14 protein-coding genes, 1 tRNA gene and 2 other RNA genes are annotated in these 14,208 nt (G+C 31.7%); 13 read left to right on the forward strand and 4 right to left on the reverse strand.

Annotation, left to right across the window (positions count from 1 at the left end; translation table 11 throughout):
- The 7 genes from NH286_RS02235 to NH286_RS02265 are packed head-to-tail and all read left to right on the forward strand — an operon-like array spanning position 1 to position 6,678.
- Complete coding sequence (locus NH286_RS02235) at positions 1 to 1,191, forward strand: dihydroorotase (protein WP_265236551.1); 1,191 nt, start codon at positions 1 to 3, stop codon at positions 1,189 to 1,191.
- On the forward strand, positions 1,178 to 2,041 hold the full coding sequence (gene pyrF, locus NH286_RS02240; RefSeq protein ID WP_106460112.1) for an orotidine-5'-phosphate decarboxylase: 864 nt from the start codon (positions 1,178 to 1,180) through the stop codon (positions 2,039 to 2,041). Before NH286_RS02235 ends, pyrF begins: the two co-directional genes overlap by 14 nt.
- Complete coding sequence (locus tag NH286_RS02245; protein ID WP_106460113.1) at positions 2,028 to 2,747, forward strand: dihydroorotate dehydrogenase electron transfer subunit; 720 nt, start codon at positions 2,028 to 2,030, stop codon at positions 2,745 to 2,747. Before pyrF ends, NH286_RS02245 begins: the two co-directional genes overlap by 14 nt.
- Positions 2,744 to 3,643, forward strand: a complete 900-nt coding sequence (locus tag NH286_RS02250) for a dihydroorotate dehydrogenase (protein WP_106460114.1) — start codon at positions 2,744 to 2,746, stop codon at positions 3,641 to 3,643. Before NH286_RS02245 ends, NH286_RS02250 begins: the two co-directional genes overlap by 4 nt.
- A gap of 9 nt (positions 3,644 to 3,652) precedes the next feature.
- The gene (gene pyrE, locus NH286_RS02255; protein ID WP_106460115.1) at positions 3,653 to 4,225 is read left to right on the forward strand and encodes an orotate phosphoribosyltransferase; all 573 of its coding nucleotides are present in this window, start codon (positions 3,653 to 3,655) and stop codon (positions 4,223 to 4,225) included.
- A gap of 60 nt (positions 4,226 to 4,285) precedes the next feature.
- Positions 4,286 to 4,996 (forward strand): glucosaminidase domain-containing protein, encoded by a 711-nt coding sequence (locus NH286_RS02260; RefSeq protein WP_265236558.1) that lies wholly within the window; start codon positions 4,286 to 4,288, stop codon positions 4,994 to 4,996.
- Positions 4,997 to 5,016: 20 nt separating this feature from the next.
- A complete protein-coding gene (locus NH286_RS02265) occupies positions 5,017 to 6,678 on the forward strand; it encodes a GlgB N-terminal domain-containing protein (RefSeq protein ID WP_265236560.1) in 1,662 nt (553 codons plus the stop codon).
- Positions 6,679 to 6,729: 51 nt separating this feature from the next.
- Here NH286_RS02265 and cbpB read toward each other — a convergent pair whose 3' ends face one another.
- The 3 genes from cbpB to NH286_RS02280 all read right to left on the reverse strand — a co-directional run bounded on the left by cbpB (position 6,730) and on the right by NH286_RS02280 (position 7,654).
- Positions 6,730 to 7,200, reverse strand: a complete 471-nt coding sequence (cbpB, locus tag NH286_RS02270; RefSeq protein WP_106460118.1) for a cyclic-di-AMP-binding protein CbpB — start codon at positions 7,198 to 7,200, stop codon at positions 6,730 to 6,732.
- A 97-nt stretch (positions 7,201 to 7,297) separates the two neighbouring features.
- An RNA gene (gene ffs, locus NH286_RS02275) (signal recognition particle sRNA large type) lies at positions 7,298 to 7,564 on the reverse strand.
- Positions 7,564 to 7,654, reverse strand: a tRNA-Ser gene (locus NH286_RS02280). The genes ffs and NH286_RS02280 overlap by 1 nt, the downstream gene beginning before the upstream one ends.
- A gap of 106 nt (positions 7,655 to 7,760) precedes the next feature.
- Here NH286_RS02280 and dnaX point away from each other — a divergent pair.
- The 4 genes from dnaX to NH286_RS02300 are packed head-to-tail and all read left to right on the forward strand — an operon-like array spanning position 7,761 to position 11,328.
- Positions 7,761 to 9,398 (forward strand): DNA polymerase III subunit gamma/tau, encoded by a 1,638-nt coding sequence (gene dnaX / locus NH286_RS02285; protein ID WP_106461111.1) that lies wholly within the window; start codon positions 7,761 to 7,763, stop codon positions 9,396 to 9,398.
- A gap of 10 nt (positions 9,399 to 9,408) precedes the next feature.
- A complete protein-coding gene (locus tag NH286_RS02290; RefSeq protein ID WP_106460119.1) occupies positions 9,409 to 9,744 on the forward strand; it encodes a YbaB/EbfC family nucleoid-associated protein in 336 nt (111 codons plus the stop codon).
- On the forward strand, positions 9,744 to 10,349 hold the full coding sequence (recR, locus tag NH286_RS02295) for a recombination mediator RecR (RefSeq protein ID WP_106460120.1): 606 nt from the start codon (positions 9,744 to 9,746) through the stop codon (positions 10,347 to 10,349). The genes NH286_RS02290 and recR overlap by 1 nt, the downstream gene beginning before the upstream one ends.
- Positions 10,342 to 11,328: a hypothetical protein gene (locus NH286_RS02300; RefSeq protein WP_106460121.1), complete on the forward strand. Its 987-nt coding sequence runs from the start codon at positions 10,342 to 10,344 to the stop codon at positions 11,326 to 11,328. The genes recR and NH286_RS02300 overlap by 8 nt, the downstream gene beginning before the upstream one ends.
- Before the next feature lie 115 nt (positions 11,329 to 11,443).
- On the opposite strand, the gene ssrA is transcribed toward NH286_RS02300, so the two are convergent.
- Positions 11,444 to 11,799, reverse strand: a transfer-messenger RNA (tmRNA) gene (gene ssrA / locus NH286_RS02305).
- A gap of 147 nt (positions 11,800 to 11,946) precedes the next feature.
- On the opposite strand from ssrA, the gene NH286_RS02310 reads away from it, so the two are divergent.
- A complete protein-coding gene (locus NH286_RS02310) occupies positions 11,947 to 13,080 on the forward strand; it encodes a glucose-1-phosphate adenylyltransferase (protein WP_265236564.1) in 1,134 nt (377 codons plus the stop codon).
- A 1-nt stretch (position 13,081) separates the two neighbouring features.
- A complete protein-coding gene (gene glgD, locus NH286_RS02315) occupies positions 13,082 to 14,206 on the forward strand; it encodes a glucose-1-phosphate adenylyltransferase subunit GlgD (protein ID WP_265236566.1) in 1,125 nt (374 codons plus the stop codon).
- Positions 14,207 to 14,208: the final 2 nt, after the last annotated feature.

Genomic DNA, 14,208 nt, shown 5'->3' on the forward strand with positions numbered 1-14,208 from the left:
ATGAAGCAAATTTTTACAAATTTTTATGGATTTGATGATGTAAAGATTACACGTAAAGAAATCTTTGTGGAAGATGGGGTAATCGTAGAAGAATTTGCTAGGGATGAAGCAGATGAAATAATTGACTGCCAAAACCTAGCCCTCATTCCATCTTTTACAGACCTTCACGTACACTTTAGAGACCCAGGTTTTACCTACAAGGAAGACCTAAAGACAGGTTCTCTTGCTGCCCTAAAAGGAGGAGTTACAAATGTCCTCCTTATGGGCAACACCAAGCCTACTGTATCATCAGTTGAAATCTATGAAGATATAATAAAAAGAGCAGAAGAACTTGATTTAATTGGGATAGATCAAGTTTATACCATAACCAAAAATTTTGATGGTAAAAGCTTAGACCATCTTGAAACCATGCCTCACTCAGTTAAGTTTATCTCTGATGATGGCCACGGGGTTGATGATGGGGAAGTTATGTATAAGGCCATGCTTAAGGCAAGAGAGCTTGGAGTAAATATGACTCTTCATGAAGAAGTGGCAGGCGTATCAGCTATAGATTATGAAGTTGCAGAAGAAGCCATGACCCTTAGGGATTGCTATTATGCATATAAGCTTAAAATGCCAGTTCATTTTTCCCACGTTTCAACAAGGGGAGCAATGACAGCTATTAAATATTTTAAGGATTTGGGGGCAAAAATAACTTGTGAAGTAACACCCCATCACTTATACTATAGCGAAAAAGCCAGAGATGAAATGAAGGTTAATCCTCCAATTAGAAAAGAGGAGGATAGGCTATTTTTACTAGAAATGATAAAAGAAGGTTATGTAGATGCAATCGCGACAGACCATGCTCCTCATTCTAAAGAAGAAAAGGAAAATGGAGCCCCAGGCTTTATAGGAATAGAAACATCCTTTTCAACTTGCTATGAAGTTTTGGTAAAATCTGGTCTTATTTCCCTAAACCAACTGATAAAAATTATGTCCACAAGGCCATCAGAAATTTTGGGTATTAAAAAAGGAAAATTAGACCCAGGCTATCTTGCTGATTTTAATCTAATTGATCTTGATAAATCCTATATTTATAAAGAAGAGGATATTAGGTCAAAATCTAAAAATTCACTTATGATTGATAAAAAACTATATGGACAAATTCAAAAAGTCTACAGAAAGGGTATTTTAAAATATGAACATAATTGATAAACTATATGAAAGAATCGACAAATTAGGCTTTGTTTGCGTAGGACTTGACACATCTCTTGATTATATACCTGATGTGATTAAGGAAGGAAAATCAACATCTGATGCCTTGTTTGCCTATAATAAGGAAATTATAGATTCTACAAAGGATGTGTGTGCTATCTATAAGCTTCAAATTGCTTATTATGAATCATATGGCTTAGAAGGCATGCTAGCTTATAAAAATACCCTTGATTACCTAAGGGATAATGATTTGCTTAGCATAGGGGATGTTAAAAGATCAGACATAGCAGCCTCTGCAACAATGTATGCTAAAGCTCACTTTGAAGGAGACTTTGAGGTTGACTTTATAACCTTAAATCCATATATGGGTATGGATTCAATTGAGCCTTACGAAAAATATTTAGCATCCGGCAAAAAGGGAGTTTTTGTTTTACTTAGAACTTCAAATCCAGGAGCCAATGACTTTGAAGTCCTAGATGTAAATGGTGAGGAACTATTTTATACAATTGGCGATAGGCTAAAAGAAATTAATGACAAATATATAGGAGAAAATGGCTACGGACCTGTAGGCCTTGTAGTAGGTGCTACCCATAGCCAAGAGGTAGAAAAAATCAGAGAAAGATATAAAAATATGTTCTTTTTGATCCCTGGTTTTGGAGCCCAAGCAGCTGATTCTATGAATGTATATAAACTTCTAAATGATTTAAATGCAGGAGTTGTAAATTCATCACGTGCCATCCTTAAAAACTGGATGAATTATGATGATGGCAAAACAAATGTAGGCAAATACGCCAGAGAAAAAACAATAGAAACTTATAAGGAAATATCTAAAAATGCAAACATATAGACCATGCAAAGTTATTGAAAATATTGAGATTGCACCAGGTATTTTACAAATTAGCCTAGATGTAAATCTTAAGGGTAAGCCTGGCCAATTTTTTATGTTAAGGGCAGATTCTTTTAGAGATGACCCTATTCTTGCCAGACCCTTTGGCATATGCGACCAAAGGGAAGATAGGTTGGTTTTCCTATGCCAAGTCGTAGGTAAGGCAACTAAGCTTATAGGCCGACTAAAAAAGGGTGATGATGTATCAGTTCTAGGCCCACTGGGAAATGGATTTTCTTTAAGTAGTGAAAAGAAAATCGCCATAGTAGCTGGTGGAATTGGTATTGCGCCACTATTGGAACTTGCTAAAAATCTTGATACTAAAGCAGATTTTTATGCAGGTTTTGCCGATGACCCATATTTTGTAGAAAATTTTAAACCTTTTGTAAATAAAATAGTAACAAGTTCTGAAAGGGATGAAAAAAAGTTTATCTTAGAAAAGATAGATTTAGATGAATATGACATGATTTATGCTTGTGGTCCAAATCCAATGCTCAAGGCCCTTTGGGATCAAAATACCAAGGCTAAAGTCGAAATATCAATGGAAGCTCATATGGCCTGTGGGATTGGGGCCTGCTTAGGCTGTACAGTAGAAAACAGTGAGGGAGCATTTGTAAGAGTTTGTAAAGATGGGCCAGTATTTGATGCAGAAAGGATATATGGATGAGTTTAAAAGTAAATATAGCTGGAGTAGACTTTAAAAATCCTGTAATAGCAGCAAGTGGTACCTTTGGTTTTGGAGAAGAATTTTCTAATTACATAGATATAAATAAGCTTGGCGGCATATCTTCTAAAGGCCTAACTCTTAAGAAAAATCCAGGCAATCCTGGCATAAGAATATATGAAACACCTGCCGGAATTATGAATTCCATAGGCCTTCAAAATCCAGGTGTAGATCATTTTATAGAAAATGAACTTATTTTTATGAGAAAATACCAACCTGTTGTAATTGCTAATCTTGGAGGCCATTCTTATGATGATTATAGAATTGGGGCAAGCAAATTAGAAGATAGCGATGTCGATATGATTGAGCTTAATATCTCATGCCCCAACCTAAAAGAAGGTGGCATGGCCTTTGGAACAGATCCTCACAAAGCAAAAGAAGTCATAAAACAGGTAAGAAAGGCTACAAAAAAGCCTCTAATTGTAAAATTATCACCAAATGTAACAAGCATAGGTGAATTTGCAAAAATTGCTGAAGGTGAGGGAGCTGACAGCATATCCTTAGTAAATACCTTTAATGCAATGGCTGTTGACATAAAAAGGAAAAAATTTGTTTTTAATAACAAAACAGCAGGCCTATCAGGTCCTGCAATTAAACCAATAGCCCTAAGGATGACTTATGAAGTAGTAAATGCTGTAAAACTTCCTGTTATCGCCATGGGTGGAATAATGAATGTAGAAGATGCTCTTGAATTTTTGATGGTCGGAGCCAAGGCCATCCAAGTGGGAACAGCTAATTTTAAAAGACTTGAAACAATGATTGATATAGTAGATGGTTTAGAAAAATATCTTGAAGATAATAAAATATCTGATATAAATGAGATTATAGGAATATTATAGGAGTAAATTATGGATAGAACAGTAGAATTATTAAAAAAATCTGATGCACTTTTAGAAGGACATTTTATTTTATCAAGCGGTAAGCACTCTGATAAATATGTTCAATGTGCAAAACTTATACAAAATCCTGTTTATTGTCAAGAAGTGGCTGAAATAATTGCAGGAAAAATAAAAGAAGCTGGAATTAATGTAGACTTATGTGTAGGTCCAGCTATGGGCGGAATAATTATAGCCTATGAACTAGCTAGAGCACTAGGGGTAGATGCTATATTTACAGAAAGAGAAAACAACGTGATGACTCTTAGACGTGGTTTTGACATCAAAAAAGGCCAAAAAGTAATCATCGTGGAGGATGTAATAACTACAGGTAAGTCTTCTTTTGAAACCGTAGATGTAATAAACAAGTGTGGGGGAGAAGTAGTAGCTCTAACATCCATTGTAAATAGGTCAAATAAGGATGAAATAAATGGACTTGCCTTAATATCAGCTACAAAAATTGAAGTAAATGCATGGGATCCTGATAATATTCCAGAAAATTTAAAGGATATACCAGCTGTAAAACCAGGCTCAAGAAAGTTCTAATCTTGATAATTAGGTCATTAAGGATATAATTTTATTATAATGATATATTAAAGGAGACTTATGATATATAAAAAGAGTATATTTAATAGTTTTATATTTTTAATGGCAATAGTCATATCCTTTATAAATTTTGCAAAAATTTCTTATGCTGATAAGGCTAAAAAGCCTACAAAAGATTCTCTGCTTGATGGTCTTAGGCAAATTTCAGCAGAAACTTACAATCTAAAAGATATGAGAGATATAAGATTTAATAAATTAAAAAAAGACCTTGAAGAATTTAGAGACAAGGGATCAGCAAAAATATCAGAAAAAAATTATTTCTATCTCTTAAATCCTACTAATTTTACAGCCGAAGAATTAGAGTGGGGCCTTGCAGGTACAAACCTAAAATCCTTAGGCAAGGATTTTAAAGAAGTAAGTGAAGATGTAGAAATAAATCCAATACTACTTATGGCCATGGCTAAGCATGAAACTGGAAATGGTACAAGTGAGCTTTACAAGAATAAGAAAAATCTTTTTGGATTCAATGCCTATGATTATGATCCATACAATCAAGCTACAGACTTTGAAAATGATAGAGCATCTATTGATACAGTAGCAAAACATTTAAAAAACGAATACCTCAATAAAGAAGGTAAGTTTTATAATGGTGTTTCTACCTCTGGAATTGGTACACTTTATGCAACTGACAAAGATTGGTCTAAAAAGGTAGATTGGATGATGATAGAAGTAGCCCAGGCTATGATTAAAGCTTATGAAGCTTATGACTGATTATTAAGAAAGGAATAATAATGAATACTAGAGATTATTTAAATGGAATATCTACGGATGGATATGAATTTTTTGGAGCTCATAAGAGAAAATCAAATGATTATATTTTTAGACTTCTAGCACCGAATGCAAAAGAAGCTTATATTGCTGGAGACTTCAATAAGTGGGAGAAGACTCCTATGCGTAAATATAGCACGGGAGTCTTTTCTGTAACAATTGAAAATGCTAAAAATCTTGATGAATATGAATATGAAATTATTGATAAGGATGGTAATTCTTACAAAAAACTAGATCCTTATTCCAAAAAAATCAATCTAGATGAGGGTACATCCTTTATTCTTGATGAAGGCTATAAATTTAAATATAAGAAATCTAAAAATGAAGCTAAAAATATATACCAAATTCATCTAGGAGCTATGTTCAGATCTAACAAGGACAAATCCAAAATCTATGATCAAATAGTTAAACATGCCAAAGAAAATAATTTTTCTCATGTTCAGCTTATGCCAATAAGTGAATATAAAAATTATAAGCAAATGGGATATTCTTCTATAGGGCATTTTGCATTTTCTTCCAGATATGGAGATTTAAAAGACTTTAAAGAATTTGTAGATAAATTACACAAAGAAAAAATCGGAATAATTGTTGAGCTTGATATAGCTGAGTTTGATCCAGACTTTCTTTATCTAGATAGATTTGATGGAACAAACTCATACAACTATGATTATGATAATATCAAATATAATTATTTTGGAGCTATAAATTTTGACCCTACAAAAGAATTGGTAAGATCTTATATTTTATCTTTAGTTGAATATTATACTAAGGTACTAAATATTGACGGAATTTTCTTCCCATCAGCTGAAAATATGATTTTTTGGCAAGGGGACAGGAATAGGGGAATAAATCAAGAGTGGTTAGACCTTATTAACCAAATAAATGATTTAATTAAAGCAAATAAGTCCTTTTCAATAGGTGGAATTAATGGAAGTTATGATGGTTTAGATTTAAGTTTTGATTATATTTTTGATAGTAGATTTAAAAATATGATTGAATTATTTAAAACAGAGCCTATAAATCGAGCAAATTTTCAAGCTTATGTTAGAGCTTTGATAGCAAATGATACTTATAAGATTATCCATGGTTTTTCATATGTAGATAGCATTGTAAATGAAGCTAGTCTTGCAATGAAGATGTATTCTCATGATAGAAAATTTGAACAGCTAAAGACTCTTTTAACCTTCTTATACAGCTTAAAATCCACCAAGACTATCTTTATGGGGGATGAATTAGCAGATTTTGATACTTTTTCAATATATGATGAATTTACTTATGAAAAATTTGACCAATACCAAATCAAATTCAATGATTTTTATAAGGATTTAACACAATTATTTATAAATAATAAATCTTTAAGTAATACAGATTCAGATGTTAATATATTAGATATAGAAGGTTACAGCTTATATGCCTTTGAGAGAACTTATAAGAATGAAATATTACTAGTCATAACAAACTTTACAGATATTGAATATAAGATTAATGCTCCATATGATTTAGAAGAATTGATAAATACTGATGATTTAAAATATATGGGAGATGGCAATACAAATGGGCTTATAAAAAGAGGAGAGGATATCAGGTTAGCTCCTTATAACTCTGCAATTTTCAAAATTAAATAAATTCAAAAACTCCAAATCTCTTTTATTTATATAGAGATTTGGAGTTTATTTTTATAACTTTCTTTCAACTAATTCATATTCTCTTTCTATATTATGAGCAACTTGAGTAAATCTCTCGAGTACAGTTTTTCTAGATATAATTCCTAAAAAATATCCATTTTTAAGGGTCACACATACAAAGTTATTATCTATTAAAAGCGAGATTACATCTTCAAGCTTATAATTATCAAAAACAATTGGTACCTTTTGATTCATAACTTGACTTACCCTAAGTTTATTAAGTTTATCTTCATCAAAAAGAGATAAGTTATCAAAACTAGTTACTATATTTGATATTGAAATAAGACCCCTTACGCAGTTATCATCATCTACAACCGGTATTATTTGGTAACCTGAGTTAGATAAAACAAGAACAGCATGAAGCAAAGTATCTTCTTGATTAACTACTGCTACAAGGGATGAATCTATCATTAAGTTAGGCGTAGGTCTATTAAATAGCTTTTCAAAATTTTTTCCTATCAATTTTCCCTCCTTAGTTTCTTATATAATTATTATATCACTTTTTATGCAAATAAAAAAACTTCAGACCAATCAAAAAGTTTTAGTCTGAAGTATATGTAAGCACACCTAGCATCGAACAATTAACATAATATAGTGTCAAATATATCCGACTCATGATAGGTTGCCTTACGGCACACAGAAGTGGCTGCTTAATGCTGCTAGGTTCCCCTCCTGACATGGTTCGCAGTCTCCTGTTGCGTAAGATCTATCAATCAACACCGCATATATTAGTCTTTTAATCTGCTAAAAGCCCTCCACTAGGAATTAAACCCTGCTGTAGCGGATTGCAGGTTACAAGGCACCGCTAGTTCCCCGTCTAGTGCATGGCGGAGAGCATGGGATTTGAACCCATGATACAAATAAACTGTATACACGATTTCCAATCGTGCTCCTTCAACCACTCGGACAGCTCTCCATACTACAATAACTTACTATACCCCAAAGATCCTACATTGCAAAGTGAAAATATTACCATAAATATAAGAATCTATGGTATAATAAATAAGATAGAAAGGAAAGGTATGGCAAAAGCTTTATATAGACAATATAGACCAAAGACCTTCGATGAAGTTCTTGGTCAAGATAAAGTCGTAAATGTTTTAAAAAATCAGCTAATAAACAATAACTTTTCTCACGCTTATCTTTTTGCTGGAGAAAGGGGTTGCGGAAAAACTTCAGCAGCCAAAATCTTTGCAAAGGCCATAAATTGCCTTCATCCCAAAGATGGTTCTCCCTGCCTAGAATGCGAAAATTGTAAGGCTATAGAAGATGAATCAACACTCGATGTAGTAGAAATGGATGCTGCTAGTAATAGAAGAATAGATGATATTAGAAATCTAAAAGATAATGTGATTTATCCACCTTCTAAACTAAAGTATAAAGTCTACATAATAGATGAGGCCCATATGATTACCAGAGAGGCTTTTAATGCCCTTCTTAAAATTATGGAAGAGCCACCAAAACATTTAGTTTTTATTCTTGCTACTACAGAAATTGATAAGATTCCAAAAACAATTTTGTCGAGGGTACAAAAGTTTGAATTTAACAAGATTGATTCTGTAAAAATAAAAGAACAGATAAATATTATTTTAAAAGATAAAGATATAGAAATGGAAAATGAGGCCATCGACTTAATTATAAGAAAGGCGAAAGGAGCTATGAGGGATGCTTTAAGCATCTTAGACCAGGTCTTATCTTTTAATAATAAAATATTTAAACTAAAAGATGTTGAATTCATTCTAGGGTCTGTAGATTTTAAAAAAATTGATAAGCTGATAAATGAAATTATCATAAAAGATCAAAAATCAAGTTTAAAAACTCTGACACTTATAAGAGAAGATGGAAAATCTAATCTTGATATTCTAGAAGCTCTAATAAACTTCTATAGGGATATGATGATTCTAAAGACTACAGAAGATGAATCTATATTTGAAAATGAAGAAAGGCTTAAATTAATACAGGAAAAGATTGATAAGATTGATCTATCAAGAATTTTAACAAGTTTAGATATCTTAAACGAATATGCTAATAAACTTAGACTTTCATCTAATACTGATATTCTCTTAGATGTGCTTATTTTAAGGCTAATAGATACAGTAGACACTAATAATATAGAAAGCAGAGTGTCAAAACTAGAAAGAAATAGAGAATCAAATATAATAGATTTGGTAAATAATATAATAGAAAATAAATTAAAGAATTATAAACCTGTTATAAAACCTATTGAATCTAGCATAGAAAAACCTACTCTAGATTCTAAAGATGAAGAAAATATTCCAATAACTAATGAAAAAACAGAAGAAAAATCTAATTCTAAATCATATATTAGGCTTTCTAAAGATCAGGAAAATGCTCTGATTGATATCATAGTTGCAAGTTCAGGGACTATGCTAAATACTTTATTTAATCAAGAAGGTCTTAATTATTTGTATATAGGTGAAAAGTTAAGTCTTAATATTAAAGACGAGTTTTATTTTTTCTTTTTAGATAGCAAAAGAGAAGAGATTGAGGAAAAATTAAGAGATTTATTAGAAAAAGATATAAGTTTTAATATTGAAGTAGTTAGTGAACATATTAGCGAAAAAACACAATCTAAAAATCAAGATAAAACTATAGAGAAATTGCAAAATATATTTAATAATGAATTAATAATAAAATAGGAGGAAAATAATGGCAAGAAATTTTAGAGGCGGCATGCCAAATATGAATAACATGATGAAACAAGTTAAGAAGATGCAAGAGGAAATGGAAAAAGCCCAACAAGAATTAGAAGAAAAAGAATTTACTGCAAGCGCAGGGGGCGGGGTAGTAGAAGCTACAGTGACTGGCAAGAAAGTAGTTACATCAATAAAAATTAATCCTGATGTTGTAGATCCAGAAGATGTGGATATGCTTCAAGATTTAATCATGGTTGCTATCAATGATGCAAACAACCAAGCGGATAAATTCAATGAAGAAAATATGGGCAGATTAACAGGTGGCATAAATATACCTGGTTTAATGTAATGGCCATCCTACCCGAATCATTAAACAACTTAATAGAGCAATTTCAAAAATTACCCACAATTGGTAGAAAAAGTGCGGAAAGACTTGCCATGAGTATAGTCGATGAAGATATAAAAAGTGTAAAAGACTTCTCAGACAGCCTTATGGAAGTTAAAAATAGGATTCACCATTGCAAGATTTGCGGAAATTTAACAGAAGATGATGTGTGCTCAATTTGCAAGGATTTTACAAGAGATGAAGAATACTTATGCATAGTAGAAGATGTAAGAAACCTAATAGCAATTGAAAAATCCGGAGCCTATAGGGGAAAATACCATGTTTTAGGAGGACTTATATCGCCATCAGATGATATAGGCCCAGATAAGTTAAACATAGATAAGCTCCTAGAAAGGCTTGATAATGAAGATATTAGAGAGATAATCCTTGCAATTTCTTCAACAATAGAAGGTGAGACAACTATCCTTTTTATCACTAATTTACTTAAAGGTAGAGATATTAAGATAAGTAAGATAGCACAAGGAATTCCAGTCGGTTCACAATTAGAATATTTTGACCAACTGACCCTTGAAAGAGCTCTAGAAGATAGGAGAAATATAAGTGAATAGCTTTAAAAAAATAATAGCACTAATAATTCCTCTTCTAATATTAACATCATGTTTAAAAAAAGATAAGATAGACGAGCAAACACAAAAAGAGATTATAAATGTAGAAAAAAAACCTGTATCAAGCAAGATTGACGTAAAAACCACTAGTTTTGCAGCATCAATAATTTTAGATGACTTGTCAAAGAAAGATAATAATGACTATGCCATTGATCTAGTCAAAGATTATTCATCAATAGAAACACTTGACTTTGATGTAGCTGTCATACCAGCTTATGAACTTGTAAACTTATACAAAAAAACAGATCATTCAATAAAGCTTGCAGCAATTACTTTACTAAATGATATATATATTATAGGTGATAGGCAGGTAAATGGCCCTGCTGATCTTAAAAATTCTACAATAATGATGCCAAATATGAACGAGTCAATGAATAAGATGGTTGAGTCAAAACTTAGTCTAGCGAAGACTTTTTTGAAGGTAAGTGTTGAAACTTACCTAAGTCAGAAAGAGGTACTCAGCAATCTAAAACAAATGGACAAGGTCTTTGCATTCTTATCTGAGCCCTATTATTCAAAGGCTATAGAAGAAAAGAATTATTATCTTTACGATCTAAGACAGATTTTATCTTTCTTACCTAATTCAGATATTGAATCAAGTGGAGATTATTTATCTGAGGTCATTGTTGTAAATAATAATTTCCTAAAAGATAATAAAGAAAGCTTTGATAATTTTCTAAAACAATTTAAGGAAAGTCAAGAAAATATTAGCCAGTCAACAGTTATATCAAAAAATATAATAGACAATTATGATATTACAAATGCTGATGCCATTGATATTTATAATAAAATGGAAAATGTATTTATCACTTCTGATACAATGAAAGGTGTATTCCAGTTATATATGGATAGGCTAGAGGGCCTTGATAAAAATATATTTTCTGGAAATAGACCATCAGATGATATTTATTACTTAAATTAAGACTGCTAGGGATGTAGCTCATCCTTAGCAGTTTTTTAGTTTGAAAATTCCTAAAATAGTGCTTGGAAAGATTTTCCCATAAAAATAAACCTTGAAATTCAAGGTTTAAAATCTTTGGTGGAGATGACGAGAATCGAACTCGTGTCCGTGATAGCCTCACTTAAGACATCTACAAGCTTATTAAGTTTTAAGATTTCGCATAAAAAATAAAAAACTTACAAAAAGCTTTTATGCTAGCTTCATAGTACTAAATATAACTCAAAGCTTTGTTATATCAGTTGTCGTTTAATTATGAAACGAATATTAAACCAACGACAAGCCTAATATTCATTGCTATCCTATTGACTAGGCAGCTAGTGCGAAGTTTGCTTCGCTATTGTTATTTGCGTTTATATTTAATTATCAATTTACGTTTTGATTTACGACTTGCAATCAAAAGCTCTTCAATCACGTCGAAACCAAGGCATCCCCATGTAATACAATTATACTAATAATATAAGTCTTGTCAAAAACAGGGATTTTATGTAAAATATAAGTAGAGAAAAGGTTTTCTAGTTATAATCTTAAAAATTGGGTATAAATAGAAAAAGAACTTAAATCATAAATCTAGGAGGTCTTATGAGAAACGCAAATAATACCGCAGCAATGCTTTTAGCTGGTGGTCAAGGTTCAAGGCTTAAAGCTTTGACAAGGGAAATGGCAAAACCTGTTGTACCTTTTGGTGGTAAATACAGAATTATTGACTTTGCACTTAGTAATTCAACCAATAGTGAGATTAAGGATATCGGTGTTTTAACCCAATATAAACCTCAACTACTTAACGAGCACCTAGGAATCGGTACAGCCTGGGATTATGATAGAAATTTCGGTGGTTTAAGAATCCTAACACCTTACTATACAGAAGAAGGCGGTAGATGGTTTGAAGGAACTGCTTCAGCTATTTATGAAAATATAAATTATCTTGATCAAGTAAATCCGGAATACGTACTTATTTTATCAGGTGACCATATTTATAAGATGGACTATAGAAAACTTCTTGATGTTCACAAAAAGAAGGGTGCAGATGCAACTATAGCTGTAATGGAAGTTGATTGGGATGAGGCTAGCAGATTTGGTATTATGAATACCGATGAAAATGATAAAATTGTTGAATTTGAAGAAAAACCAGAAAATCCAAAATCTAACTTGGCTTCAATGGGTATTTATATTTTCAATTGGAAAGTATTAAGAAAAGAATTAATTGAAGATTACGAAAATAAAGAATCTACAAATGACTTCGGCCATGATATTATACCTAAAATGTTAAACCAAGGATCTCCTCTATATGTTTATAAATTTGACGGATACTGGAAAGATGTAGGTACTGTAAGAAGTTACTGGCAAGCAAACCTAGATCTTATTGACCCAAATAACGAACTAGATATATATGATGATAATTGGAGAATATATACCAAGTCTCAAAACCTTCCACCTCATAGAGTTGGGTTAAAGGCAGAACTAACAGATACACTTGTAAATGAAGCATGTATTATAGACGGAAAGGTTAATCACTCTGTATTATTCTCAGATGTTGTTATAGAAGAAGGTGCAGAAGTTTATAACTCTGTGTTACTTAATGGTGTAAAGGTAAAATCTGGAGTTAAAATATATAATGCTGTTGTAGCGGAAGATATGGAGATTTCTGAAGACATAGGCAAAGAAAACGATGATAAAGTTTATCTAGTCAGCAGTGAAGGCATAGAGGAGGAATAATATGGGAAGCGTTGTAGCATTAGTATATAGTTCAGATTTTAATGAACAAAATTATGGACAGTTGTGTAAATATAGACCTGATTATATGCTACCATTTGGTGGTAGATATAGAATAATTGACTTTGCTTTATCAAACTTAGCAAATTATGATGTAAATAGGGTTGTTCTTTATGCTGGAAGTAAATTAAGAAGTCCTCTAGACCATATAGGCAATGGTAAAAGCTGGGAATTAAATAGGAGAAATGGCGGTTTGATGCTAAATCCAGTAAATCCTGATGCTAAACATCCTTGCAGTGAAGTTGAGACATATTATGACACTATTAAATATTTCCAAGACCATGAGTTTGATTATGTATACATTAAAAATCCTATGTATATATCAAAACCAGATATAAATGATGCAAAGGAAAAGATGGAAGAAGAGAATTTGGATTGTTTAATCTTTTCAAACAAGACAATAGATAAAAATGGTGAGTATTTAAATCAAGCTATTATAAATTCTGACATCGAAGGAAAACCTGAAAATGTGGGTGTGAATTTAGGAATAACCGACGAAATAGATTTATTTTTAGGCTCTATAATGATGAAAAAAGATAGCTTCCTAAGAGTATTAAGACATTCTATGCAAAATAACAGTACAAATTCAATGCTTGCAGCTATCTTTGATTATCCAGGAAAATTAAATATTGATTTCTATAGACAAGAAAAAGAATTTGAAATAATAAAAGATATAAATTCATTCTACGAAGCGAATATGAAATTGCTAAATAAAGAAATTTTTGATAAACTATTCTATGAAGATGGTCTAGTATACACCAAGTCTAAGGATGAGCCATCAACATCTTACACTAAAAATTGCGAAGTTAAAAATTCGTTAGTAGCAAATGGAGCTATAATTGAAGGTGAAGTTGAAAACTCCATCATCTTTAGAGGGGCCAAGGTTGGTAAAGGAGCGATAATTAGAAATTCTATTATTTTCCAAGATACAACTATAGAAGATGGTGCTATCCTAAACTTTGTAATAACTGATAAGGGAACAGAAATTGGACACGATGTAAGGTTATTTGGTAATAGATCAAATCCTTACCTAACAAATAAAAACGAATCACTTGAACTAAGGAGCTAAAA

The organism is Anaerococcus sp. NML200574 (assembly GCF_026131665.1).
GTDB classification, from domain to species: domain Bacteria; phylum Bacillota; class Clostridia; order Tissierellales; family Peptoniphilaceae; genus Anaerococcus; species Anaerococcus kampingae.

Bases quoted from the DNA above. Each gene is read 5' to 3' on its own strand.
- dnaX (WP_106461111.1), top strand. From the start codon at position 7,761: ATGGCAAAAGCTTTATATAGACAATATAGACCAAAGACCTTCGATGAA.
- NH286_RS02310 (WP_265236564.1), top strand. From the start codon at position 11,947: ATGAGAAACGCAAATAATACCGCAGCAATGCTTTTAGCTGGTGGTCAA.
- recR (WP_106460120.1), top strand. From the start codon at position 9,744: ATGGCCATCCTACCCGAATCATTAAACAACTTAATAGAGCAATTTCAA.
- NH286_RS02250 (WP_106460114.1), top strand. From the start codon at position 2,744: ATGAGTTTAAAAGTAAATATAGCTGGAGTAGACTTTAAAAATCCTGTA.
- NH286_RS02290 (WP_106460119.1), top strand. From the start codon at position 9,409: ATGGCAAGAAATTTTAGAGGCGGCATGCCAAATATGAATAACATGATG.
- NH286_RS02265 (WP_265236560.1), top strand. From the start codon at position 5,017: ATGAATACTAGAGATTATTTAAATGGAATATCTACGGATGGATATGAA.
- pyrF (WP_106460112.1), top strand. From the start codon at position 1,178: ATGAACATAATTGATAAACTATATGAAAGAATCGACAAATTAGGCTTT.
- NH286_RS02235 (WP_265236551.1), top strand. From the start codon at position 1: ATGAAGCAAATTTTTACAAATTTTTATGGATTTGATGATGTAAAGATT.
- pyrE (WP_106460115.1), top strand. From the start codon at position 3,653: ATGGATAGAACAGTAGAATTATTAAAAAAATCTGATGCACTTTTAGAA.
- NH286_RS02260 (WP_265236558.1), top strand. From the start codon at position 4,286: ATGATATATAAAAAGAGTATATTTAATAGTTTTATATTTTTAATGGCA.
- NH286_RS02245 (WP_106460113.1), top strand. From the start codon at position 2,028: ATGCAAACATATAGACCATGCAAAGTTATTGAAAATATTGAGATTGCA.
- glgD (WP_265236566.1), top strand. From the start codon at position 13,082: ATGGGAAGCGTTGTAGCATTAGTATATAGTTCAGATTTTAATGAACAA.